We start from the raw sequence: 23,691 nt of genomic DNA, 5'->3' as shown, positions 1-23,691 counted from the left end.
CCACCCCCCAGGTCATGTCTTCGACAGGGGGCAACAGTCATGCCGGGCCCGGAGGCCAGCGGTCCTCTTGCAGGACCACGAAAAACATAACGGGGGCGGCGAACCAAGCCGGATCGCTATAATCACGGCTACGACTCCTTGAGGGGTGGCCCTCGCTCTCTGAGTTTGAGGAACCCCTTCTCAAGGTGGTCGTGGTGAGGGGCCAGGCGATTTTGCCAACCGCTCCCCTTCGGGGGATCGGAGGACTTCGGTCCTGTCGCCTGGCCCCGCTTTATGTTCTCCGCCAGGTCCGAGCCTTGTAGCCGCGCTCTGCGCGCGGGGGTTCGGCCCGAGGCCGCAGGCCCGCTCACGCCATCAGCTCGTTCAGCGAAGTCAACATCGCTGTGCCAAAACGGCCGTTTTGGCACAGCGATGAGAAGACCCACCGACGGGACCGCAGGCTGCACGGTTCTCCGAGCGCACATCGCTCAGTTCATCGGAACCGGAAGTACCCCGGCTCCGATGGCGCGCGTGAATCGCGCCAGGGCGTAGCCCACCGCGGTCTCCGCGATGCTGTCCGGGAGACGCTGATCCTCGCTGGGTGCTCCGGTGGCCGACGTTACCGGAGGCACCCCCTCAGTTCGTTCGATCTGGTAGTGGTGACCGTGTCGGTCCACCGCGTGCAGGATCCAACAGTCGACAGCGCGGGCGTCCTTATCCAGGACACGTTGGCCCGCGCTGAGCTTGAGCACCTGTTCCTCGTTGTAGAGGGAACCCGCCAGCAGCTTCCTCGCGCGCGCCCAGAAAGCCAGCCCGATGAATCCGTCAGGCGCGTCGACGCCGTCCGGCCGCCGTGGAACATCCGGCAGGCGCTCGGCATAGGCCGTCAGAGCATCGAGCGGGTGCGGGGCCGGCTTTCCCGCAGGCTCATCCGGTCGGTACCACCAGCAGTCACCGGGAATGAGCGTGCGCTCCAGTGCCATGCGGCCGTCGCCCAGGTCGTAGCGGCGGAACGAGAACAGCACCGCGATGTCGTTCTCACGGTGCAGCTGATGCTCACGGTCTTCCATCGAAGCCAGCGCGCTGAAGAACTGCTCGCGCCCGACGTCCCCGAACTCCACCGGCGACACCGCGTTGGTGACCGTACGCGACCGCCGCTGAGGCTTGTTCGGTTTCCTCCTGCCCATGCTCTGCATAACGAGGAACACCCCGGGTGGACACCCTGGCAACAGAGATCTTTTGCCAGATAGAAGGCCCTATGCGCTCTCTCCGCCCGAGGGCGGGCCCGACTTCACGCACGACGCCTTGCTTCTGCTCCGGGCCCCGCAGCGCGCGCACGGGCCTCCTGCTGGAACCTCCGGTACCACCGCGGAGAGTAGATGTGCTCTCCGCGGGTCCTTGCCAGCCCCGAAAGCAGTGACGGTGAGGGCGCCGCACACCACCAGCCGCTGCCACAGTGGCGATCCGCTCGCCCACCAGCGCCGCAGTCGTTCGTACATCACTTCTCCCCCGGGTCCGTCCCTGAACAACTTCGCCCTGCAGCCCACCACGATCCCCCTATCTGTTCTCGACAGCGGCTTCCCGGGCTGTTCCTACGCGGACGGCGTCTAGTGAGATAGATCCTATCCAGCGGGATAGAAGGCCCTATGCGCGCTTCATTTCTCACTGACACGAAGAACGCGCCTACGGCCGGGGGGCAAGTGCGCGCCGCAAGAAGTCACGGCTCGGGCAGTGCTTCAGGCAACGAGATCCAGGCCCACCAACTCGACCGACTCCACCGAGCGCCGCAGTTGTTCCAGCGTGCCGGGGATCGGTCGCCAGCCGGTCTCCTTCGCGAGCATGTCCGCGTTGATCCGGGCGATACTCCGGTGGTAGGCCCGGTCCATGCCGCGGACCTTCAGCGGCATTCCAGACGGCCGGCGTCGTCGGTGGCGCGCATCCTGCTCGCCGGAGTGGTTGTTGCGCAGCGAGACCCACAGGGCGTTCGCGGTGCCCTGGACGTCCTCGATTCGCTCCTCCCGGATAAGTAGCCACGCCCGCAGGGCAGCCTGGGTGAAGGGCTGTAGCCGGATCGTCTCCAGGATTGGATACGGGTGGGTCTCCCCCTGCGGACGGCGTACCAGCGAGATGGTGGAGAGGTCCTCTGCCAGGGATTCGAGCGTCATCGCGACCAGCTCGCCCGATCGGGCCCGGGTGTCGAGGATTACGCCGTACACGGCGAGAGCCCGGACGCGGTCGGCTTCCGCCATCGGGGTGTCCGCCGGCGATGACAGCTCTCTCGTCATCGCCCGTCGTTGCTTCTGGGCGACCGTGAGCTTCGCCGGCTCCTTGGCCGGCAGAGGGAAGCGGACCGGGGAGCCGACGGCCTTCGCCACGGTGTTCCAGGCCGAGGCCCGGGTCCGCATGCTGTTGACCGTGGCAAGCTTGGGCCGCTTAGGGTCCTTGCCCCGCTCCCGGGTCTCCCCCGAGGCCGCGAGCCTCTCGTAGGTGTGCCAGGTGGGCAGGGTGAGGAGGCCGTTCAGGGAGAGCCGCGCCTCTGGCGGGAAGTCGTCCTTGTCGGCCGCGGCCGCGACGTCCTTGACCACCCACCTCAGGTTGGCCGCCTTCTTCTCCTTGGCGCCCTGGCGGACGATCAGGTCCTCGACGATGTCCGACATCTTCGCTACAGAGGGGTGGGGCAGCTCACTGGCCACGTCAGCAATCTCCAGAAACCCGATGAGCCCGGATAGAAGGCCCTGTGCGAACCAGGGTACTTACACCGGTCTGCCCGTGCGCGAGTTGCAGAACCGCCGACGCGTCGACAGAATCCGGCCGACACGCTGCGGGGAATTGATGCACATCACTCCGCGCGGCGCATAGGATGATCGCCATGACTGCCCCAGGGACACCCATAACGCGCCGACGGCGCGGCCGTCCCCTGGAGTACGTACCTGGGAGCGGCAAGCCTTGGCGTACGACGCTGTCCTTTGACCCGGACAACGCCGAACTGATCGTCAAGATGATCAATGAGATCCACGGCGATCTCTCCGCCGCCTCGGTACTCAACGTCGTGCTCGATCTGATGCGCGATCCGGACCAGACGGGCGGGCCTCTGACCCAGGCGCGTCTTGAGACCGAGCTGCGCAAGCTGACCGAGAGCTGGCCGTCCCCTAAGGACGAAACCGACAACGCGCAGGAGGCTCTGCCGATGACCGGGTAACCGAACCGGGGAGCAGCCTCCAGAAACACGAAAACGCCCCTGCTTGACCGGCAGAGGCCTCCCGTGAACTGCGCTTACTCCCCCGAACCTTCCCCCTAGTACGTGGGATCTCAGCCTCTAAAAACCTACCAGGGCTTCCGCTGAGACCCGCTTCATATCGACATGCAGTGAGACAACCCGCCGGGGACCAAGCCGGTAGGTGGGCTCTTTGTGTCTCTCTCTGACCCGAGAGGACGTTGTCATAGTAGCAACGACCCCCCGGGGCGCTACCCCCTTGACTTTTTCCGGCGTGTCCGGAAGCACGTCCAAGGACGGCGCCCCACTTGATGTATGCCCCCAGAAGTCACATAACGACCACACCCTCGTGCGCTTCCTGACCGAGGTCTCCCCCCGCGCGATGGTGCGGGTCCCCGCATGGGACCCCGCCAAGCAGCGCTGGAACACCTCCGAGTACGGCAAAGAGGTCACGCTCGAGGAAGCCACCGCCATCCCCGGGCGGCCCGTGGCGGTGTACGGCACCCCCACGTTCACGCCCTGGTGGTCCACCCGAGTCGAAGACCACCACTGGACGCTGCTCTACGCCGACCTGGACGCCAAGCACCTGAGCCCCGCCGTCGTCTCCGCGGACGCAGCCGGCATCCAGGCCCTCTTCACCACGCTGGGCATCCCCTTCGTCCCCGCGATCTCCGGCCCCTCACAAGGCCGCCATATCTGGTTCGCCGTCCCCGCCGGCGTCTCCGGCGAGCTCGTACGCCGCTACGCACTGGCCGCCCAGCGCGTCTTCCCCAGCTTCGACCCGAGCCCCCTGCAGAACCTCCGCGGGTGGGGTTGTCTCCGGCCCCTTGGCTCCCCCCACCGCGACGGTGGCCAGTCCGAACTCGACGGCATCGACCTCGACGAGGCGCTCGCCCGCCTGAAGACGGGGACCACCCCGGAGCGCATCGAGCAGCTCGTCCTCTGGCTGGAAGAAGAAGTCGCGCTTCTGCCCGAACCGGAAGGCCGCTCCACCGCCGACCCGGCCCAGGGTCACCCCGAGGCCGCGACCGGCACGGCGAAGTCCGCGAACGGGCTCCCCGCCAGCATCATCGAAAAGCACGGCCAGGACCGCGTGCGCGAACTCGTCCTGGACGAGGCCGGCCACCTCAAGCTGCCCGGCCAGGCGCGGGCCTTCGACTCCCGCGCCCGCGCCGCGCTGGAGTCCCCCCTCGACCCGCTCCACGACGACTACAGCCACAAGCTCTTCCCCGCGCTCCGCGGGATCGTGCGGGCCCGCGGTACGCGGGCGGAGGCATGGAAGATGGCGCAGTCCAAGCTCTACCCGGGCCTGGCCTACCTGACCAGCGTCCGCCAGTCCGGCGGCAGGAAGCGCCGCATCGCGCGGCCCGACAAGGACGCCGCCAAGATCCTCGACAGGCAGTGGATGCTCGCCGCCGAGGTCGAAGCCCGCCGCCCCGCCGGCCACAGCGAGACGGACGACCCCGCCCCCGAGGTCACCGCCGCAGTCTGGGCCCTGTGGGGCTACTTCACTGACCTCGGACCTGCCTTCGCGAACAGCCCCTCCGGGCCCGCCGACACCGCCGTAGCCCTCTTCACCGGCCTTCAGATGCTCGCGGCTGGCAGCCTCGACGTCAGTCTCGGCTGTCGCCGCACCGCTGACGCCACCGGCTTCTGCCACGAAACGAGCAACGTGGCACTCCACCGGCTCGTCGAGCGTCACCAGGTCCTCACCGAACTCGACCTCGACCCCGACTTCGGCAACCGGCGCGTCAGCCTCAACCCCGACTTCCTGGCAAGCATGTCCCCCGCCCCCGAAGAAGCCTCTGACCAGTACGTTTCACCTGAAAACATGGGTCTGACACAAGTCCGGAACGGGCGGGGGGGTGAGGGGGGTTGCTGGGGTGAACCTACCGAGGGTCTGGAGCTGACCCGGGCCGATCTCACCGCTCACGGCACCTGGCTCCTGGACATCCTAGCCAGCGATCTTTTCGCCCACGGCGGTCGGGTAGGGCACCACGGCGCGCGCACCTGGACGATCATCGAGAGCGCACAGGGCCTTCTATCCCTGACCGAACTCATCCAGCAAACTGGATTCGGGAAGCGTACCGTGCTGCGGCACGTGACCGAATTCAGCCGCGCCGGGCTTCTCACCGGAGATGCCGAGCAGGGCTGGGAGCGGACCGGGCGCACCCTCCAGGAGGCCAGCGAGGCATGCGACACCGCAGGCACTCGTGAGGCCCGGGCGGTCCGGCACGTCATGGACCGCATCGTGTGGCAGTGGTGGCGAGGCGAGGTCGACTGGCTGAAGCTGCCGATGAAGGCCAAGCGCCGGGCACCGCGGGCTCCCGCCTACCAGACCAGCCTCCGGCTCGGCAGGCACGTCGCAGAAGGACGCCGCTTCCCCCGGCGGACATGCGGGGCGCCGGACCATTCGGAGGCCGCCCGGTTGCTCGGCGAGGAGATGAGCGACGCCTGAGCCCTCCAGGAGGAGGAAGCGCCAAGGACTCCCCCACCGCCGACGGGTCGCGCTACCGTCATCGGTATGGCCGACACAGCGCACACCAGCGTCGAGATCGACGAGGAGACCGCCGAGCTCGCCCGGCAGAACGCCGCGAGCCGGCACATCGACGTGCCCCAGTACATCGGCGCGCTCGTACGCGACGACGCCGACGTGCACGCCGTCTTCATGTCCGGCGCCAAGGACGTCCTGGACAACTGGGGCGCCACGATCGACGAAGCACTGGGTGAACAGGCCGCGTGAGGCTGACGATCGACCTCTCCTACATCCTCGACGTCGCCCGGGAGGCCGGTCACGGAGACCCGGCGCCGGAGGACTACGGAGTAGCCGTGGCCGCCGTCGAACGGCACAGGGCCGCCCTCGCGGGCCAGGACGTCTACGACGGCACCTTCGCCCGCGCAGCGGCCCTCACGCACACCCTGGGGCGGCTCCGGTGGCTCGAACGCGACAACGTCCGCATCGCCCTCTCTGTCAGTCTGTGGTGATACATCCGATTTTACCGGGTTAACCTGAGAGGGCACGACAGGAGACCCCCACATGACCAACACCACCCCCGCCGCGGCAGACCCTGCCGTCAGGCCCCGGCGCCGCACCTTCACCGCCGAGTAGGGGTCACGCCGACATTCGGCCCGGATTGAACGCTAAGGACTTGATCATGGTCCCGGGCTGCGGTTGTCCGATGCCCGGTCACGATGCCCGTGCGACTGCGGCGATCCGGTCGGCGTAGGCGCGGTACGCCTTGCGTCCGGCCGCGCTGGAGCCGTCCTGGGCGAGGGCGGCGCACTGCCCGAGTGCGGCCTGGTGCAGCGTGAGCGCGGCGGTGACGCGCACCGAGTGGCCCTGGCCCCGGCGGATGGTCCGCCCGCCTCGCAGCGCTTCGCGGATCTGGAGGTCCGGGGTGTCCCGCAGGTGCTCGGCGAGCAGGCCGGGGACGTCGATGGCCGCCGTCTGGTCGACGGGCACCGGTTCCCGGCTGCCGGCGAGGGCCGCGCCGTGCGGGGACGGCCCGGGTTCGCCGGGGACGTCGCGGGCGCCGGCGGCGTCGAGGGCGCGGCGCACGGTCCGCGGCGCGACGCCGTACCGCCGCGCGAGCGCCTTGACGGCGGTGCCCTTGCCGTATGACTCCACCATCTCAGCCGCTTCGCCCTGGCTCAGTGCGGCCGGTCGGCCCAGGGTCTTGCCGGAGGCAGCGGCCGCCGCCACTCCCTCCTTGGTGTTCTCGCTGATCATGTCGCGCTGGAACTCCAGGACCCCGGCGAGCATGGTGACGAACAGTTTGGTCTGCGGGTCCTCCGCCGCGAGGTCGAAGCCGGACCAGGCGCCGGTGGCGATGCGCAGGTGCAGTCCGCGCCGCTGGAGGACTTCGCGGATCTGGATGACGTCCTTGGTCGAGCGGAACAACCTGGCGGCGTCCGCGATGCGCAGGGTGTCGCCGACCGCCGCCTCATCGAGCAGCTGGCGGAACCCGGACCGCTCGACCGCGTAGACGCGGGAGGAGGTGGCCGGGTCCTCGTACACGGGTGCGCCGGACTTGAGCAGACTGTCCAGCGTGTGAAGTTGGCGGGCATTGGTCTGTTTGTCGGTGGAATGACGCATATAGGGGGGCCACCGGAATACGGCCGAAACCTACATTCGAGAGTCTCGGGCGCCGGGTAGAGGCTGGTAGCGACCCGGGTGGGGCGGGGATTCGCGGGCTGGATACCGTGCGCGGTGTCCGGTTGGTGGACTGTTTCGGGGGCATTGGTGGCATCGATCGATCGCACGGCCTATCCGCGTTTCAAGCGGGTGGTGCCGGTGCGTGAGTTGGCGGAGGCGTTCACCCCGACGGTCGACGAGGTGGCGTGGGCCGATGCTCGGACCCAGACCGACGCGCATCGGTTGGCCTTGGTCGTGTTGCTCAAGAGCTACCAGCGGTTGGGGTACTTCCCCAGGCTTCCCGATGTGCCCCCCGCCGTCGTCGACCACGTCCGTGGTGTTCTGGGCGTGGACGGCGATGTGACGGCCGGGCACGAGACGGATCGGACCCTGTGGCGCCATCGGGAGCTGGTGCGCGAGCACCTGGGGGTGAAGCACGAGCCGGCCAGGGCGAAGCGGATCGCGGAGAACGCGATCCGCAAGGCCGTGCAGACGAAGGACAATCCCGCCGACCTGGTCAACGTGGCGCTCGAAGAGCTGATTCGGGCCCGGTGTGAGTTGCCCGGGTACACCACCCTGGACCGGATGGCGGGGAGGATCAGGTCCGAGGTGAACGCGGAGGTGTTCGCCCGGGTCGACGGCCGCCTGGACCACGTCGACCGGGTTCGGTTGGGCCGGTTGTTGCTGGTCGATCCCGCGTCGCGACGCAGCGAGTTCGACCGGCTCAAGAGTGTGGCGAAGGCGCCGTCGTTGGGGAAGTTCAAGGCGAGGGTGGCGTATCTGCGGGACCTGGACGCGTTGGGCGCCACCGAGGTGTGGTTGGAGGGTGTGCCGGCGGCGAAGATCGCGCACTTCGCCGGTGAGGCGCGGGTGACGTACGTGGGTGATCTGCGCAAGGTGGGCGAGGCGAAGCGGCTCACGCTGTTGGTGAGTTTGATCCAGGTGTGTCGTGCGGCCGCGCGTGACGAGGTGGCGACGATGTTCTGCAAGCGGGTGGTGGGTATCCACCGCAAGGGCCGCGAGCAGTTGGAGGAGTTGCGCGAGGCGCATCGCGCGGAGTCCGAGCGCCTGTTGGGGGTGTTCGGTGAGGTGTTATCGGTGGTGCGTGAGGCACTGGCCGCGGCCGGGTCCGACACCGAGGAAGCGGCCGGGGCGGGTGCCTCGGGGGTGTCGGAGACGGTGGTCGGCGAGCACGCGGGGCGGCTGGTGTTGAAGGCGTTGGCCGCCTCGGGTGGGGTGGAGGCGTTGTCGAGCGCGCACGAGGCGGTGTCGGCGCATCACGGCAACAACTACCTCCCGTTGCTGGAGAGGCATTACCGCAGCAGCCGCTCGGTGTTGTTCTCGTTGCTGGACACGATCGATCTGGAGCCGACCAGCGCGGACCGGTCGGTGTTGGACGCGGTGGGGTTCATGCGGGCCAACCGTGCCCGCACGGCCGAGTTCGTGGAGGAGTCGGTCACCGTCGTGCGGGAGGGGCGCGAGGTGGTCCTGACCTTCGACGAGGGCTTCGCGGGGGAGGGGTGGCGCCGGATCCTGCGGGACGCGGGCCGGCCGGGGAAGGTGAACCGGCGGCATCTGGAGGTGTGTGTGTTCTCGTATCTGGCCGCGGAGTTGCGGTCGGGGGACATCGCGGTGACCGGGTCGGATTCCTACGCGAACCTGCACGCGCAGTTGATGTCCTGGTCCGAGTGCGGGCCGTTGGTCGAGCAGTTCTGCGGGCAGGCCGGGATCCCGGTGGAGGCGGGCGCGGCGATCGCGTTCTGGCGCGGCGAACTCACCGCTGTCGCGGCGGGGGTGGACGCGGGCTATCCGGCGAACACCGACCTGGTGCTGGAGCAGGGGCGTCCGCTGCTGCGGCGCCGCAAGGGCGTGGACCGGCGGCCCTCGGCGTTGGCGTTGGAGGCGGCGGTGCACGACCGGTTGCCCGAGCGGGGCCTGCTGGACATCCTGATCCGCACCGCGTACCTGCTGGACTGGCATCGCCACTTCGGGCCGGCGTCGGGGTCGGACCGCAAGATCCGGAACGCGTTGCGGCGCTACGTGTTGACGGTGTTCGCCAACGGGACGCTGTTGGGGCCGGCACAGGTCGCGCGGCACATGCGGGGGCAGGTCAGCGTCCACGAGCTGTCGACCACGGGCAACAAGCACTCGACGCCGGGCAACATCTACGCCGCGTCGACGGACGTGATCAACGCGTTCGCGCGGCTGGACGTGGCCGGGGTGTGGGGGGACGGTAACGTCGTCGCCGCGGACGGGTCACAGATCGAGACGTGGGAGAACAATCTCCTGGCCGAATCCCACATCCGATACGGGGGATACGGCGGTATCGCCTACCGGCACATCTCCGACACATATATCGCGTTGTTCAGTCACTTCATTCCGTGTGGCGTCTGGGAGGCCGTATATATCATCGAGGGTTTGCTCCGCAACGATTCCGACATCGAGCCGGATACGATACACGCGGATACGCAAGGCCAGTCGCTGCCGGTGTTCGGACTTGCCGCGTTGTTGGGGTTCGATCTTTTGCCGCGCATCCGCAACTGGCACGATCTGACGTTCTTCCGCCCCGACCTCGGCACCCGGTACGAACACATCGACGGCCTGTTCGGCGACAACGCGATCGACTGGCGGTTGATCGAAAACCACTGGTCGGACCTGCTGCGGACCGCGATCTCGATCCGGGAGGGGCGCCTGTCGTCGGTGACGCTCCTGCGGCGCCTGGGCAACAACTCCCGCAAGAACCGCCTGTACCGGGCGTTTCGGGAATTGGGGCGGGTCATACGCACGATCACGTTGTTGCGTTATCTGTCGGATCCCCGATTGCGGGAGCAGATCACCGCCATCACCAACCGCACCGAGGCGTTCCACGGTTTCTCCGACTGGTTGATGTTCGGCGGGAAACTCATCGGGAGCAACGATCCCGACCACCACGAGAAGATCATCAAATTCAACGAGCTCCTCGCGAACTGTGTGATCTATTCCAACGCCTGTGACATCACGGCCGCCGCGAACAGGGCGTGATCAAGTTCCCGGGATGGTTGCGTTGTTGGTGATGCCCAGGAGCGGGAGGGCTCGTTGGGGGTTGTCGCGGATGGCTCGGGTGGTTTTGGCCAGGTTGGTTGCTTTCGCTGCTTTGAGGGTGCCGATCGCGAGGTTCCGGAAGACGGCCATCGCCCGGGGTGCGGTGCCGGCGTGAACCGTGGAGGCGTCCTCCCTGAAGGTGACGTCCCTGATGTGGTGGCTGGAGTTCTCGATGGCCCAGTGTCCGCGCAGGTAGGTGGCCAGTTCGGCCGGGGTGGCCTGGTGGGTGTCGAGGCTGGTGACCGCGTAGACGGTCTCCCGGGTCTCCCTCTCTCCGTTCTTCCTGCGGCGGCGGTGGACGCGCAGGGCAAGTTTCGCGTGGGGGAAGGCGATGCCGCCGAGGTTCTCGTTGATTGCGACGGTCTTGACCGAGCGGGACTCGCGGCGGCCGTGTCCGGTGTTGGACGCGGTGTGCTGGATGGGGACGGCCGTCCATCGAACTTCATCCAACTGGGCCCAGACGGTGGGCTGGTTGGTCTTGATGACGGCGATGTAGTGCGCTTGCTTGGTCTCGACGAGCCAGGTGACGTTGGCTTTCACCGAGTGCAGCGCATCGAAGGTGATCACGTTACCTTGCAGGTCGAGGGGCGCCAGGAGGGGCTTGAAGTGTGTGGTCTCGTTGGTCTTGCGTCCGATCTCGGCCTGGGCGAGCGTGAGGGGCCGCTCGTGAGTGACGGCGGACAGCAGATGCCGGCGGGGCTGTTCGAGCCGGGCCGATCCGCGCAGGGCCTTGCCGTCGACCGCGATCGCGCGCCGCTTCGGGCGGCCTGGCTCCTTCCCGTTCACCGGGGCCGTCTCACGGTGCCGCTGAGCCAGCCAGGCGCCGACGGACGCGTCCAGCGCGTCGCCGTCGAGACGTCCCAGAACCCTGCCGATCGCCGAGCGGGAGGGGGCGTGTCGCCACCGCATCAGGTGACGGCGTACGCCCAGCTGTTGCAATACCCCGATGTCTGCTCGTGCTCCCCACTCGGCGAGTTCGTCGATGCTCCTGGCCCCCGACACCGCCGCGGCCGCACAGATCAGCAGGATCGACGCCAGTGAGTACCAGCGGCCCCGCCGCGAGCGCGGATCGGGTACCGCCTCCAGGAACGGGCGCAGATCGGTGACGTCATCGGGCCCGAGCGGACCCAGCTTCGTCAGCACGGCAGGAATCAGGGAAGATGGCACAGCGGACACGGGAACCCTCATGATCATTTGGCTTCGACACCACAATGATCACGAACCCCGTGTCCGCACTGCTATCCACCCCAACCCGACCACTCACGTGTCCCCGGAACTTGCGCAAGCCCTGCGCCGCGAACGCGTTGGCCGGCGAGGGGTATCCCGTGGATCTCGACGACCTGGCCACGATCTCCCCGTACATCACGCACACGATCCGCCGGTTCGGGGACTTCGACCTCGACCTGTCCCCGCCCGAGCGCGAACCCGCGACCCGTCTCGATCTCGTCCCCGACGTCCTGTTCGCCCCGGGCGGGGTGTGACCGCACGCCGGAGGGGCCCGGCCGGTGGGGTCTGCGCGGGCCGGGCGTCCCGGGGGCCCGCGCCGGCCGCGCGGGGTGTCCCGTTTCTAGCCGATGGCGGGCGGGTCGAATTCGCCGTTTCTGGCGCCGTCGAGGAAGCAGGCCCATTCGTGGGCGTCGAACACGAACGGCGGGCGGTCGGATTTGGTGTCGCGGAGCCCGACGTGGCCGTCCGCCAGGTGTGCGATCTCCACGCATCCGGTGCCGCTCTGGCTGGCGCGGGCCTTGAACCAGTGGGCTCCTTCGTGGTCCGGCTGGTTCGTGTTCGGCTGGTGGGTCACGGTTGCTCCTTGGCGCTTGCTGTGGCGGTGATCAGTGCGGCGGATTCGTCGGCGGGCAGGGCTTGGGCCCGCAGGTGGTTGAAGACGCTTTGGTGCTGACGTACCTGTGGGGGGCGTTCGACGTAGATGTTCCCGGTGGGGCTGTCGACGTAGAGGATGTCGGGGTCGCCGCTGCCGAGTTCGACGATGGAGAAGGGGCCGGCCATGCCGGCGTGGGCGCCGCGGGTGAAGGGCACGACCTGGATGGTGACGTTGGTGGCCTCGCCCGCGGCGACGAGGTGTTCGAGTTGGGCGCGCATCACGGCGACCCCGCCGACGCGGCGGTGCAGCGCGGCCTCGTCGAGGATCGCCCACAGGGTGAGCGGCGCGGTTCGGGCGAGCAGTCGTTGGCGGGTCATCCGCAGTTCGACGAGTTTGTCGATCATGTCGGGGGTGTCGTCGGGGCGGACGGCGCGCAGCAGTGCGCGGGCGTAGTCCCGGGTCTGGAGGAGGCCGTGGACGATGGAGTTGTCGTAGGCGTAGACGGCTGCCGCGTCGGCCTCCAGGTCGACGTAGGTCTCGAAGCCCGCGGGCAGGACGTCCTCGTAGTCGGCGAGCCAGGACTTCTGTTTGCCTTCGCGGGCGATGGTCAGCAGGAGTTCGCGTTGGCGGGTGTCGAGGAGTCCGTACAGGTCGAGCATGACGCGCACGTCGAGGAGGCGGGCGCCTTGGCGGCCGTTCTCGATCCGGCTGATCTTGGGGTGCGAGCAGGAGAGGTGGTCGGCGACTTGTTCGATGGTCAGGCCGGCGGCTTCGCGCAGGCGGCGCAGTTCGCTGCCGAGCCTGCGTCGGCGGACGGTGGGGCTCAGACCGGGCATGGCGCTGTCTCCTCCCGTGGGGGCTCCTGAAGTGTGTCGGGTGTATGTACGTCTTGGCGAGCACATCCCGGCGGTTCCACGCGCGTTGGTCCGATTCGCGGGCGAATACGTGTTTCCCGAAATTGCACGTCGCTGATGTATGTACATCGCGTCTGCGTGCGGCCTACCGTGGCGATGTCACCTTCCGTGGTCGAACCCGTACGGAAATGATCTTTCGTGGGTGGGGCTCGGCCGCGCGGGGTGGCGCGCCGCACGCGGATCCCGACGGGGGACGTGCCCCCGCGATCCCCCTCCGTGCGTCGCGTGTCCGGTTCCGCCGTACCGCTCGCGCCGATCCACCAGGGCTCCGCACGCGTCGCGTCGTGCCCGCCCCCGGAGTTCGCCGGCGCGTGTCATGGCCGAGAGGGGAAGCATCGTGAGGCTCCCGTACGTCGTGCACGACCTGGACCAGGACCTGGTCCGGCGGTGGCGGACCTGCCATCGCGAACGTCTGGATCGGCCCCGGGACGTCGAGGAGGGGTTGTGGCGGCGCACGCAGGAGGAGGCGAACGCGGACCAGTCGCTGTGGCGGGGCCCGGGCGACGCGCGCCGCCGGATCCTGCACTACCGCTACCGCTTCGCGCTGGACCACGCCAGCCACGCGCCGCGGCTGACGCTGGCCGAGTTCTACCTGGCGTCGTCGGTGGCCTACCCGGACCACGAGTCGGCCGCGCACCGCGATCACGTGACGCGGGCCCTGACCGACGGCGGATGGCGCGCCGACGGCGGTGTGTGGTCGCGGGGCGATCTGCGGTGTGTGGTGACGGGGCATCGCCGGCACCCGCAGGACGAACGCGCGGGGCGCCGGTTGCCGTGCGGCTACCGGGCGTTGGACGTGGTGGTGACCTCCGCCGGATACGTCCCGCCGGCGGCGAGCGTGGATCTGCCGTGGGACGTCCTGGCCGGCGGGATGCGGGTCAAGGATCGGCGGGAGCACCCGGTGGAGGTCGCGGACCTGTCGACGCTGGAGCGGTATCTGCCGTTCCAGGTGGAGATCGGCTGCGGGATGTCCGTCGAGGCCGACATCCCGGCGTTGCACCGGTTGCACGAGGTGTACCGGGTCACCGACCGGGAGAAGAACACGTTCGTCCTGGACCCGGACTCCGACGATTTTTTGCGTGACCTCCTGGCGTCGCCGGAGGCGAAGATGCCGGAGTTGGTGGAGATGTTCCGCGCGTGTTTCCTCGCCGAGCCGACGCCGGGGCACGCCGCGTTGTGCGCGTTGAGCGACGCCGGGCACCTGGTGGGCCCGGTGATCACGAACAACTTCGACGGTCTGGCCGCGCGGGTGGGGCTGGCCGAGTGCTACGTGCGGCGCTACGACCAGAAGGTGCCGCCGGTCCCGTTCCTCCCGCAGGCCCGGGCCCTGTTGGTGGTGGGTAGCCACGCCGACCGGCGCAAGGTCCAGGCCCGCGCCCGTCGGCGCGGGATGGCGGTGTTCTTCCTCGACCCCGAGGGCTTTCGCGAGGACGGCGTGTTCCGGCCCTACCCGATCGAGGGCGCCCGCGACGGGGACCTGCTGTGCCGGCGCGCGGCGGCCCCGGTCCTGACCGAGTTCGCCGCCCGCGTCGGGGCCGCGCCGCTGCGGGCGACGGCGTGAACGGCCGAGACGCCGGCCCGGGCGGGGCCCGGCTGCGGCGGGTGGGCGACCTGGTGTTCGAGGAGGTCGAGGAGCCCGTTTTCGAGCGGGCCGACCGCGAGGGGATCGCCCGGTTCTGGGACACCTGCGCGGCGGCGAACCCGCACCTGTTCGACGGCGCGATCGTCGCCGCCCGCGAGGTGACGACCCGGGGCCCGGTGTGCCGGATCACCTGGTACCGGGCCCGCTACGCGCACTACCTGTGGCGGCACGCGCCCGGGGACGCCGCGGGGCGGCCGTTCGCGCGCGCGTTGTACGCGTCGGTGCTGGCCCGTACCCCGGACGGGCAGATCGTGCTGGGGCGGATGGCCGAGCACACCAGCACCCCGGGCCGCGTCCAGTTGCCCGGCGGCAACGTGGAACCCCCGCCAGCCGGGCACCCGGTCACCGACGCCATGGTGCGCGGACACGCGATGTGCGAACTCCTGGAGGAAACCGGCCTGTTGCTGCCCCTGGAAGCGGCCGAGGTGTGGGCCGTCAAGGACGAGGGCGCGTTCGGCGACGTGGGCGTGATCGTGCGCGTCGACGCCCCGAACCGCACCGACGTGTGGAGCGTCTTCGACCGCCACCACGACCTGTTGGCCGCCGCCGGCCGACTGCCGGAACTGACCTCCCTGATCGCCGTGCGCGCCGACGACCGGCCCGCCGGCGACACCCCCGCGTCGGGACTGGAGCCGTACGTGGACTACGTGCCGGCCCTGCTGCGGACCGCGTTGGGCACGGGCGGTGTGACCGTGCGCGAATGGCCGCCACCACGAGGCGAGGAGAACCGTGATGTACGACGTTGAGCCCGAACTGATCTGGTGGAACGGGGCGGTGGTCCCCTGGGACCGTGCCCGCGTGCACGTCACCTCCGAGACCGCGATGCGCGGCCTGAACGTGTTCGAGGGCGTGCGCGGCTACTGGCGCCCGGACACCGGGCGCCACGCGGTGATCGCGCTGACCGCGCACCTGGAACGGCTGACCGCCTCCGCCGACCTGCTCCACATCCCCCGCGAGAGCGACCTCGTCGAGCGCCTGCGTACGGGCGTCGCCGATCTCCTCAAGGCGCTCGACCCGCGCGCGGACGTGTACCTGCGGCCGACCCTGTACGTGGACACCGGCCGCTACACCGCCGCGGCGAGCACGGTGACCACCGGCGCCTTCGTCGCCTGCCACCGCGTCGACCCGCGCCCCGAGGCGCCGCTGCGATGCGTCGTCAGCACCTGGCGGCGCGTCCCCGAACCCGCCCTGCCCGCCCTGGCCAAGACCGGCGCCGCGTACACCGCGTTCCGCCTCGCACGGCTGGAGGCCCTGGCCGCGGGGGCGGACGAGGCGATCCTGCTCAACACGCACGACAAGGTCGCCGAGACGCCCGGGGCTGCGGTGTTCGCCGTGCGCCGCGGCGCGCTGGTGACGCCGCCGCTCGCGGACGGCGTCCTGGACAGCCTCACCCGGGCGACCGTGATCCGCCTCGCCGAGGACGCGGGCCTGCGCGTCGACGAGCGGTCGCTGACTCGCTCGGAGCTGTACACCGCCGACGAGGTCTTCGTCGCCGGCACCCTCGACGAGATCCGCCCGATCGGCTCGATCGACGGCCACGTCCCCCGCGATCGCGCCGCGGCCGTGGGCAGCGGCCTGCGGGCCGCGTACCTGGCCATGTGTGCGGGCGTCCGGCCGCCGCCGGACGCGGCGTTCGCGGAGATGCTCCCGTGAGCGCGATGCCGGGCGGGTGCCCGAAGGCGATGTTGTTCGACGTCGGCATGACGTTCATCCACCCCAGCGGCACGGTCATGGTCGAGGAACTCGACCGCCTGGGCGCCGCGGCCGGCATCACGGCGGACGACGCCGCCGCCGCGCTGGTCGGCGCCGCCGAGGCCCACCACCTGGACTTCCCGCGCGGACTCGCCCGCGCCGAGAAGGTCGGCCTCGTGTGGGGCGCCCTGCTCGGGATCGCCCCCGAGACGGGCATGGCGGCGTGGACGGCGTGCGCGGTCCGCCCGGACCTGTACCGCGACCTGGACCCCGACGCCGTCCCCGTCCTGCGGGAACTACGCACGCGCGGAATGCGACTGGCGGCGGTCTCCAACTCCGACGGCACGCTGAGGGCCGAACTCGCCGCGTTCGACCTGCTCGGCCTCTTCGACGTCGTCGTGGACTCCACGGCGGTGGGCTGCGAGAAACCCGACCCGCGGATCGTCGACATCGCCCTGGCGCGGTTGTGCTGCCCGCCCGGGCGGGCGTGGTTCGTCGGCGACGGCCTCATCAACGACATGTTCGGCGCCCGGACCGCCGGCATCACCACGACGGTCCTGTACGACCGCCACCGCGTCCACCGCGCGCTGCCGGTGCCCACCGTCACCGCGCTCGCGCAACTCCTCGACCTCCTCCCGGCGCCCGCCGAACCGACCTGACCCGGTGTCACGCAGGAAAGGCGTACGCATGCGCATCTGCCTGATCAGCACCACCTACCGGCCCCGCACCGGCGGCCTGGAGACGCACATCGCCACGTTGTCCCGGGCGCTGGTCGCGCGCGGGCACCACGTCACCGTCCTGACCAACCGCGACACCGTCGACCAGCCGGTGCGCGCGAACGACCACGGGGTCCGCGTGCTGCGGGCCGGCGCGCTGCTGCGCGACCTCAACCAGCCGCAGACGGTGCCGTGGGAGGCCGCGATGTTCGGCCTCCTCGGCGACGTCGAAGACCTCCTCGCCGACGAGGCGTTCGACGTGATCCACACGCACACCCAGGCCGCGCTGCTGCTGGCCGCGCTGTCCGGGCTGGAGTACCGCGCACCGATCGTGGCGTCCTTCCACGAGACCGAACCCGAAACGGACCCGTGCGGCGAAGCCCGATCCCGGTTCGTGCTGGAGCGCTCGGCCCCGACCCTGGTCCTGGCCGGCAGCGCGGCGTTCGCCGCCCAGGCCGCCGCCTTCGGCGTACCCGCGGACCGGATCCGCGTCGTCCACCACGGCCTGCCCCGACCCCGCCCACACCCCACGCGCAAGGAGGCGCGCCACCGGCTCGCCGAGACGGCCGGCGTCCCCGCGGACGGGGTGTTGATCACACTGGTCGGCCGGTTCAAGGCCCGCAAGGGACAGGAGCGTCTGCTCGCCGCCCATCGGCGCATGACCGCCCGCGACCGCACCCGCCTGCTGCTGATCGGCTCGTGCAACAGCGCCGACACCGACTACCTGGACCACGTGCGTACCGAGGTGACCCGGTGCGGGGCCGACGAGAGGGTGAGCATCCTGGACGGGTGCCCGGATCGGGTGCGCGACCTGGCGTGGGCCGCCACCGACATCGCCACCCAACCCAGCACCCGCGAAGGGCTGGGCCTGGCCTGCGTCGAGGCCATGCTCGCCTCCGTCCCCGTCGTCGCCTCCGACATCGACGGACTGCGCGAGGTGGTCACCCCCGACACCGGCCTGCTCGTCGACACCGCAGACCACACCGCGTACGCGCGGGCCCTGGACTTCCTCGCGGACCGGCCCGAGGAACGCGAGCGGCTCGGCGCCGCCGGAGCGGCCCGGGCCCGGGATGTCTTCGGCCAGGAGCGTGCCGCGATCGCGACCCTGGCCGTCTACGCCGAGGCGATCCGCGCCACCGCGGACCACGCGTGGGAAGGGGCGTGTCCGTGAACGCGGCCGTCCGGCCCACGCTCGGCGTCTACGGGCCCCGGCCCGGGACCGCGAGCGGCGTCGCCCGCTACATCACCGCGTCGCTGCCCCACCTGGCCGCGCACTTCACCGTCACCCACGCGAACACGCACCCGCCCGACGCGTTCGACCACGTGCTCTACCACCTGGGGAACAACGCCCTGCACCACGACGCGTTCCACGCCCTCCACCACCGCCCCGGGCCCGTCCTGCTGCACGAGTACAACAACCTGAACTACTACTACCAAGCGTGGGACCGCCTCCCCGACGCCGTCCGCGAAAAGGTCCTCGCCCTGATCGGGCGGTGCGTGGGACGTCGGCTGCGCGACCGCGCCGACCTGGAGCGATACCTCGGCGTCCATCCCGACGTCGACCGTTACAGCCTCGACGCGCGGATCGAGGGCCTGGCCGTGGCCGCAGCGACGCTGGTCCTGGTCCACGCGCCGGCAGCCGCCCGCGTCCTGCGCGAACGCCACCCGCACACGCCCGTCGTCACCCTGCCGTTCCCCGTCTCGCCCGTCCCGGCCGGCGACCCGGCCGCGATCCGCGAGCGACTCGGCATCCCCCGGGGCGCGTTCGTCTTCGCGACGTTCGGGTTCATCGGCGAGTACAAGCGCGTCGACCGCATCCTCACCGCCTGGCAACGCTGGCACGACCGACCGGCCGACGCGCGGCTCCTGCTCGCCGGGCAACGCCAATACGACCTCGCCCTACCGGCCGACCCGTCGGTCCTGCACACCGGATACCTGCCCGACGACGACTTCGACGCCCTCGTTGCGGCCGCCGATTGCGGCATCCAACTGCGGCACCCCTGGCTCGGCGAAACCTCCGGCCCCACCAGCGCGCTCCTCGCACACCACCGCCCGGTCATCCTCGGCGACACCCTCGGCACCCTCGACACCCCGGCCGGTGCCGGCCGGCGCGATGTCATCGTCGTCCCGGCCGGCACCGGCGAGATCGACGCGCTCGTCCGCGCCATGCGCGTCCAGTACGCCCGCCCCCGCCGGCCGGCCCGCTTCGACGACGCGTGGTCCTGGGACCGGTGGACCGACGCCGTCGTCCCCGCTCTGGCGAGCCGACCCCGCGAGCACACCGCATGACCGGGCCCGGCACCGATCCCGCCCTCGCCGCGACCGGGACCCGGTCCGCGATCGGACCGGACGCGGCCGAGATCCTGCGCGACGCGGTGCGACGCGCGGGCATCCGCCTCCTGTCCACCCGGCCCGGGCACGCCGGCGGAGCGGCCCACTCGCTCCGGGCGCGGCGCAAGCCCGACGGCTCCTGGGTCACCCGCGCCGACCACGACAGCGAACACATCATCACCACCGCGCTGGCCCGCGCGATCCCCGGCGCGCGGATCGTCAGCGAGGAGGACGCGGCCTCCCACACCCGCACCGGCCGCACCCTGTGGTTCGTCGACCCCCTCGACGGCACCCGCCAATACCTGCACGGATCACCGGACTTCGCGATCCTGATCAGCGCCGTCGCCGACGGCCGCCCCGTCTACTCCATCGCCCACTTCCCCGCCCAGGACATCCTCGCCGTCGCCGACACCGACCGGGCCACGTTCCCCAGGCCCACGCGCGCGGCACCGCCGAACCGGCCCCCGGTCCACGCGGTGTACTGCGACCCGCCCGGACTGCGCGAGGCACTGCCCCCCGGCACCGAACTGCTGATCGACGCCCACGAGTCCACCCGCGTCCTGGTCGACGTCGCCCGCGGCCACGCCGCCGGCGCGATCGTCCTGATGTGCGGACACCTCGCCTGGGACGTCGCCGCGCCCATGCACCTGATCACCGCGACCGGCGGACACATCACCGACGAACACGGCGCCGACGTACTCCTCACCGGCCCACGCGTGCCCGCGCGCCACCTCGTCGCGGCCCGGGCCCCCGGCCTGCACCGCCTCCTGCTGCGCGCGCTCACCGGCGCCGTGCCCACGCCCCGGAAAGGATCCTGACGTGCCCCTGCCACCGCAGGCCCCCCACGACTGGGCGGACCGCTTCTTCGACGACGGCTTCGAGACCACCTTCGGTCTCCTCGGCAAGTACGACACCACCGAACGCGACCTCGACGACCTCCTGGCGCTCCTCGAACCCGCGCCCGGAGCCCGCGTGCTCGACGTCCCGTGCGGCTTCGGCCGCCACACCGCCCACCTGGCGGCGCGCGGATTCCACGTCACCGGCGTCGACAACTCCCCGACCCAACTCGCCCACGCCCGCCGCGACTGCCCACCCACCACGACACTCGTCCTCGCGGACATGCGCCGGCCCCCGCCCGGCCCGTTCGACCTGGTGGTGAACCTGTGGACCAGCTTCGGCTACCTCGACACCCCCGACGACGACCTCGCGGCCCTCACCGCCTGGCACGACGCGCTCGCCCCCGGCGGGCGCCTGGTCATGGAACTCACCACACGGGAACGCGCCGAACACGAGAACCGCCACGACGGCGAGGCGACCAGCACCAAACACGCGGTCCACGGCGGCGTCACCGAGGACGCCCGCTACGACTGGACCACCGGCCTCGCCCACGTGCGCTACACCCGCCCCGGCTGGTCCCGCACCTGCCGCACCCGCATGTACTCCCGCCCCCGCCTGCGGGCCGTCCTCGAAACCGCCGGGTTCACCGACATCCGCCTCGCGGGTGACTTTCGGGGAAACCCCGTGACACCGGCGAACCGAACCGTCATCGTCGCCACGACATCCACCACCGACCCCCGGGAACCCAACCGATGATCTCCCGCCGCGACGCCACCGGCATCCCCGCCGACACCGAACACGACCTCCTCTCCGCCCACGGCCTCACCCGCCTCGACCTGATCGGCGAAGGCACCGAGGCCAAGGTCTACGCCCTCGACGAGGCGCGGGTCCTCAAGATCTACGCCGACCCCGAACAGGCCGGCGCGCTGCACACCCTGCGCGACTTCTACGACCGCCTCGACACTGCGGCCCTGCCCTACCTGCTCCCGCGCATCCACGACATCAGCGTCCACGGCGACCTGGTCGCCGTCGTCGAACGCCGCATCGACGGCGTCCCCATGGAGCAATACGCCGGCCCCGACGCCCGCGACGTCGAAGAGCTGTACCTGAACACCGTCACCGCCCTCGCGAACGTGCGACTCGACCCGCCGCTCGGCCGACACATGCTGCTCGCCCCCGACCGACCCGCCGGCGACCCCGAGCCCGACGACTGGCACGCCTTCCTCACCGAGCTCATCACCCGCCGGCTCCCCACCGTCCTGCCGCTCCTGCGACACGACGTCCCCGACGTCGACCACCGCGTCCGCGAACTCCTCGCCGCGTTCGAGCGCCCCTACTCCGGGCCCGTCGGCGTCGTCCACGGCGACCTGTACCCCGGCAACATCCTCATGACCGACCGCCACACCGTCAGCGGGATCATCGACTTCGGCACCTTCACCATGACCGGCGACCCCCTCTACGACCTCGCCGGCGCCTGCGGCTTCTACCGCATGTACCAGCACGACCACACCGCCGCCCGCGAACGCCTCCTCGACCGCGCCGCCGACACCCTCGCCCCGGACCGCCGCCCCGCCCTGACCGCCTACCTGCACACCGGCGCACTGCTCTCCTGCGACCTCTACCCCCGGGACGACGTTCCCCTGCGCGACACCGGCCACTACCGATGGGCCGCGGACATCCTCACGAACACCCCTCCCCGCCCGGCCGGGCACTGACGTCCCCCACCGGGGCCCGCGTGCGTCGACGGATGCGCTCTGGCGGCGCCGCTTCGCCGCCGGCACCCTCTCGGTTCGGGCGTACGGTGAAGGTATGGTCGGCCGCGTCGTCCGCCGATGCCGCCGCTGCCGCGAGCCGCTGAAGGCGACCGCCCGCAGCGACACCTTGTTCTGCTCTCCGGCGTGCGCCCAGGCAGAGCGCAGGTGGCGGCGGCGCTTCGGCGAGAGCGTCGAGATCGGCTTCTTCATGATCTCCGAGGGCCGCGATGCGCTGGCGGTGCGGTGCCCGGTATGCGGGAAGCGGTTCATTCCCGGGAGGGGGCACCGCAGGGACGCGATCTTCGACCGAAGCGCCTGCCGTCAGGCCGCCTATCGGGCCCGACGGGCACAGCAGCCCCCACGCGAAGCCGTAACGCCGATCCCGGACGTGGAGCCTGTACGGAGGGGCTACAAGCCGCCGACCGGCATGAATGCGTCCCGCTTCGTGGCGGACACCAAGGACGTCAGGAAGTGACCGCAATCATCCCCGAGCCGGGCGGCCGGATCGCCGCCGGGGCGACAACCGGGCGGTGCCGGACCGCCGGTGGATCCACCCGGTCGCGCTGCCCCCGGCCGGCGGTGCCCGACACCCGCGTCAGGGTGTCCGTGTGACCGCGGCGATTCGGTCGGCGTAGGCGCGGTATGCCTTGCGCCCGGCCGGGGAGCCGTCGCCGGCGAGGGCGGCGCACTGCCTCAGCGCGGCTTGGTGGAGCGCGAGCGGGGCGGTGACGCGCACCGAGTGGCCCTGTCCCCGGCGGATGGTCCGGCCGCTGTGCAGTGCTTCGCGGACGCCGGCGTCCGGGGTCTCCCGCAGGTGGTCGGCGAGCAGGCCGGGCAGGTCGAGGACCACAGTGGTGCAGGGCTCGGGCCCTTGTTGCTCGACGTCGGCGGTACCGTCCCGCGGCTCGGGAGCGTCGGGGAGGTCGCGGGCGCCGGCGGCGTCCAGGGCCCGGCGGATCGTCTTGGGCGCGACGCCGTACCGCCGTGCCAGCGCCTTGACCGCGGCGCCTTCCCGGTACGCGTCGACGACCTCGGCCGTCTTGTCCTCGTCCAGAGCCGCCGGGCGGCCGAGGATCTTGCCGGAGGCTTCGGCTGCGGCCACGCCCTCCTTGGTGTTCTCCGAGATCATGTCGCGCTGGAACTCCAGGACCCCGGCGAGCATCGTGACGAACAGCTTGGTCTGCGGATCGTCGGCCGCCAGGTCGAAGCCGGACCACGCGCCGGTCGCGATGTGCAGGTGCAACCCGCGCCGTTGGAGGACTTCCCGGATCTGGATGACGTCCTTGGTCGAACGGAACAACCGCGCGGCATCCGCGACGCGGATGGTGTCGCCGACGGCCGCCTCGTCGAGCAGCGCGCGGAACCCGGATCGGTCGATCGCGTAGATGCGGGACGACGTGGCCGGGTCCTCGTACGCGGGGGCGCCGGACTTGAGAAGACTGTCCAGAGCATGGAGTTGGCGGGCATTGGTCTGTTTATGAGGGTCGGAGGACATACGCGCGAAACCCGCCACTGAGCCAGCGTGAGCGGAGGTTTGTCCGTTTCGGTGACTACGTGGGGTGACGTTCCCGACC

General features: G+C 70.6%; 24 protein-coding genes. 17 read left to right on the top strand and 7 right to left on the bottom strand.

Annotated elements, in window-relative coordinates; all coding sequences use genetic code 11:
• Window positions 1–467: 467 nt before the first annotated feature.
• Complete coding sequence (locus AC0Z36_RS26915; protein ID WP_485465663.1) at window positions 468–1,109, bottom strand: hypothetical protein; 642 nt, start codon at window positions 1,107–1,109, stop codon at window positions 468–470.
• Window positions 1,110–1,401: 292 nt separating this feature from the next.
• Here AC0Z36_RS26915 and AC0Z36_RS26910 point away from each other — a divergent pair, with 292 nt between their 5' ends.
• Window positions 1,402–1,590 carry a hypothetical protein gene (locus AC0Z36_RS26910; RefSeq protein WP_485465662.1) on the top strand — a complete coding sequence of 63 codons (189 nt, stop codon included), beginning with the start codon at window positions 1,402–1,404 and terminating at the stop codon, window positions 1,588–1,590.
• A 125-nt stretch (window positions 1,591–1,715) separates the two neighbouring features.
• Here the strand turns inward: AC0Z36_RS26910 and AC0Z36_RS26905 are convergent, their stop codons facing one another.
• Complete coding sequence (locus tag AC0Z36_RS26905) at window positions 1,716–2,672, bottom strand: hypothetical protein (protein ID WP_485465661.1); 957 nt, start codon at window positions 2,670–2,672, stop codon at window positions 1,716–1,718.
• Between the two features lie 176 nt (window positions 2,673–2,848).
• On the opposite strand from AC0Z36_RS26905, the gene AC0Z36_RS26900 reads away from it, so the two are divergent.
• From AC0Z36_RS26900 to AC0Z36_RS26885, 4 genes are all read left to right on the top strand, one after another.
• Window positions 2,849–3,178, top strand: a complete 330-nt coding sequence (locus AC0Z36_RS26900) for a hypothetical protein (protein ID WP_485465660.1) — start codon at window positions 2,849–2,851, stop codon at window positions 3,176–3,178.
• A gap of 289 nt (window positions 3,179–3,467) precedes the next feature.
• Entirely contained in the window at window positions 3,468–5,651 is a 2,184-nt protein-coding gene (locus tag AC0Z36_RS26895; RefSeq protein ID WP_485465659.1) for a hypothetical protein, read from the top strand.
• A gap of 66 nt (window positions 5,652–5,717) precedes the next feature.
• Entirely contained in the window at window positions 5,718–5,936 is a 219-nt protein-coding gene (locus AC0Z36_RS26890; protein WP_485465658.1) for a hypothetical protein, read from the top strand.
• Window positions 5,933–6,178 (top strand): hypothetical protein, encoded by a 246-nt coding sequence (locus AC0Z36_RS26885; RefSeq protein ID WP_485465657.1) that lies wholly within the window; start codon window positions 5,933–5,935, stop codon window positions 6,176–6,178. The genes AC0Z36_RS26890 and AC0Z36_RS26885 overlap by 4 nt, the downstream gene beginning before the upstream one ends.
• A gap of 202 nt (window positions 6,179–6,380) precedes the next feature.
• Here the strand turns inward: AC0Z36_RS26885 and AC0Z36_RS26880 are convergent, their stop codons facing one another.
• Window positions 6,381–7,289 (bottom strand): recombinase family protein, encoded by a 909-nt coding sequence (locus AC0Z36_RS26880; RefSeq protein WP_485465656.1) that lies wholly within the window; start codon window positions 7,287–7,289, stop codon window positions 6,381–6,383.
• Window positions 7,290–7,436: 147 nt separating this feature from the next.
• Between AC0Z36_RS26880 and AC0Z36_RS26875 the strand changes: the two genes are divergently transcribed.
• Window positions 7,437–10,349, top strand: coding sequence for a Tn3 family transposase (locus AC0Z36_RS26875; RefSeq protein WP_485465655.1), 2,913 nt, complete (start codon window positions 7,437–7,439; stop codon window positions 10,347–10,349).
• On the opposite strand, the gene AC0Z36_RS26870 is transcribed toward AC0Z36_RS26875, so the two are convergent.
• Complete coding sequence (locus tag AC0Z36_RS26870) at window positions 10,350–11,552, bottom strand: ISAs1 family transposase (RefSeq protein WP_485465654.1); 1,203 nt, start codon at window positions 11,550–11,552, stop codon at window positions 10,350–10,352.
• Window positions 11,553–11,734: 182 nt separating this feature from the next.
• On the opposite strand from AC0Z36_RS26870, the gene AC0Z36_RS26865 reads away from it, so the two are divergent.
• On the top strand, window positions 11,735–11,890 hold the full coding sequence (locus AC0Z36_RS26865; RefSeq protein ID WP_485465653.1) for a hypothetical protein: 156 nt from the start codon (window positions 11,735–11,737) through the stop codon (window positions 11,888–11,890).
• 86 nt (window positions 11,891–11,976) lie between these two features.
• Here AC0Z36_RS26865 and AC0Z36_RS26860 read toward each other — a convergent pair whose 3' ends face one another.
• Both AC0Z36_RS26860 and AC0Z36_RS26855 read right to left on the bottom strand, forming a co-directional pair.
• The gene (locus AC0Z36_RS26860; protein WP_485465652.1) at window positions 11,977–12,210 is read right to left on the bottom strand and encodes a DUF397 domain-containing protein; all 234 of its coding nucleotides are present in this window, start codon (window positions 12,208–12,210) and stop codon (window positions 11,977–11,979) included.
• Window positions 12,207–13,067, bottom strand: coding sequence for a helix-turn-helix domain-containing protein (locus tag AC0Z36_RS26855; protein ID WP_485465651.1), 861 nt, complete (start codon window positions 13,065–13,067; stop codon window positions 12,207–12,209). Before AC0Z36_RS26855 ends, AC0Z36_RS26860 begins: the two co-directional genes overlap by 4 nt.
• A gap of 415 nt (window positions 13,068–13,482) precedes the next feature.
• Between AC0Z36_RS26855 and AC0Z36_RS26850 the strand changes: the two genes are divergently transcribed.
• The 10 genes from AC0Z36_RS26850 to AC0Z36_RS26805 all read left to right on the top strand — a co-directional run bounded on the left by AC0Z36_RS26850 (window position 13,483) and on the right by AC0Z36_RS26805 (window position 22,592).
• The gene (locus AC0Z36_RS26850; protein WP_485465650.1) at window positions 13,483–14,706 is read left to right on the top strand and encodes a hypothetical protein; all 1,224 of its coding nucleotides are present in this window, start codon (window positions 13,483–13,485) and stop codon (window positions 14,704–14,706) included.
• The gene (locus AC0Z36_RS26845) at window positions 14,703–15,533 is read left to right on the top strand and encodes a hypothetical protein (protein ID WP_485465649.1); all 831 of its coding nucleotides are present in this window, start codon (window positions 14,703–14,705) and stop codon (window positions 15,531–15,533) included. The genes AC0Z36_RS26850 and AC0Z36_RS26845 overlap by 4 nt, the downstream gene beginning before the upstream one ends.
• A complete protein-coding gene (locus tag AC0Z36_RS26840; protein WP_485465648.1) occupies window positions 15,520–16,440 on the top strand; it encodes an aminotransferase class IV in 921 nt (306 codons plus the stop codon). The genes AC0Z36_RS26845 and AC0Z36_RS26840 overlap by 14 nt, the downstream gene beginning before the upstream one ends.
• A gap of 5 nt (window positions 16,441–16,445) precedes the next feature.
• The gene (locus tag AC0Z36_RS26835; RefSeq protein WP_485465664.1) at window positions 16,446–17,138 is read left to right on the top strand and encodes an HAD family hydrolase; all 693 of its coding nucleotides are present in this window, start codon (window positions 16,446–16,448) and stop codon (window positions 17,136–17,138) included.
• A 28-nt stretch (window positions 17,139–17,166) separates the two neighbouring features.
• Window positions 17,167–18,366 carry a glycosyltransferase family 4 protein gene (locus AC0Z36_RS26830; RefSeq protein ID WP_485465647.1) on the top strand — a complete coding sequence of 400 codons (1,200 nt, stop codon included), beginning with the start codon at window positions 17,167–17,169 and terminating at the stop codon, window positions 18,364–18,366.
• Window positions 18,363–19,484 (top strand): glycosyltransferase family protein, encoded by a 1,122-nt coding sequence (locus AC0Z36_RS26825; protein WP_485465646.1) that lies wholly within the window; start codon window positions 18,363–18,365, stop codon window positions 19,482–19,484. Before AC0Z36_RS26830 ends, AC0Z36_RS26825 begins: the two co-directional genes overlap by 4 nt.
• On the top strand, window positions 19,481–20,344 hold the full coding sequence (locus AC0Z36_RS26820; protein WP_485465645.1) for an inositol monophosphatase family protein: 864 nt from the start codon (window positions 19,481–19,483) through the stop codon (window positions 20,342–20,344). The genes AC0Z36_RS26825 and AC0Z36_RS26820 overlap by 4 nt, the downstream gene beginning before the upstream one ends.
• Window position 20,345: 1 nt before the next feature.
• Window positions 20,346–21,119, top strand: coding sequence for a class I SAM-dependent methyltransferase (locus tag AC0Z36_RS26815; protein ID WP_485465644.1), 774 nt, complete (start codon window positions 20,346–20,348; stop codon window positions 21,117–21,119).
• Window positions 21,116–22,078, top strand: a complete 963-nt coding sequence (locus tag AC0Z36_RS26810; RefSeq protein ID WP_485465643.1) for a phosphotransferase family protein — start codon at window positions 21,116–21,118, stop codon at window positions 22,076–22,078. The genes AC0Z36_RS26815 and AC0Z36_RS26810 overlap by 4 nt, the downstream gene beginning before the upstream one ends.
• 94 nt (window positions 22,079–22,172) lie before the next feature.
• Complete coding sequence (locus AC0Z36_RS26805; RefSeq protein WP_485465642.1) at window positions 22,173–22,592, top strand: hypothetical protein; 420 nt, start codon at window positions 22,173–22,175, stop codon at window positions 22,590–22,592.
• Window positions 22,593–22,712: 120 nt separating this feature from the next.
• On the opposite strand, the gene AC0Z36_RS26800 is transcribed toward AC0Z36_RS26805, so the two are convergent.
• Window positions 22,713–23,630 carry a recombinase family protein gene (locus AC0Z36_RS26800; RefSeq protein ID WP_485465641.1) on the bottom strand — a complete coding sequence of 306 codons (918 nt, stop codon included), beginning with the start codon at window positions 23,628–23,630 and terminating at the stop codon, window positions 22,713–22,715.
• Window positions 23,631–23,691 lie beyond the last annotated feature (61 nt).

Source organism: Kitasatospora sp. UYEF31, from assembly GCF_057291755.1.
Note: the sequence above shows the minus strand (reverse complement) of the source record. Positions and strands in the feature narration are given on the sequence as shown.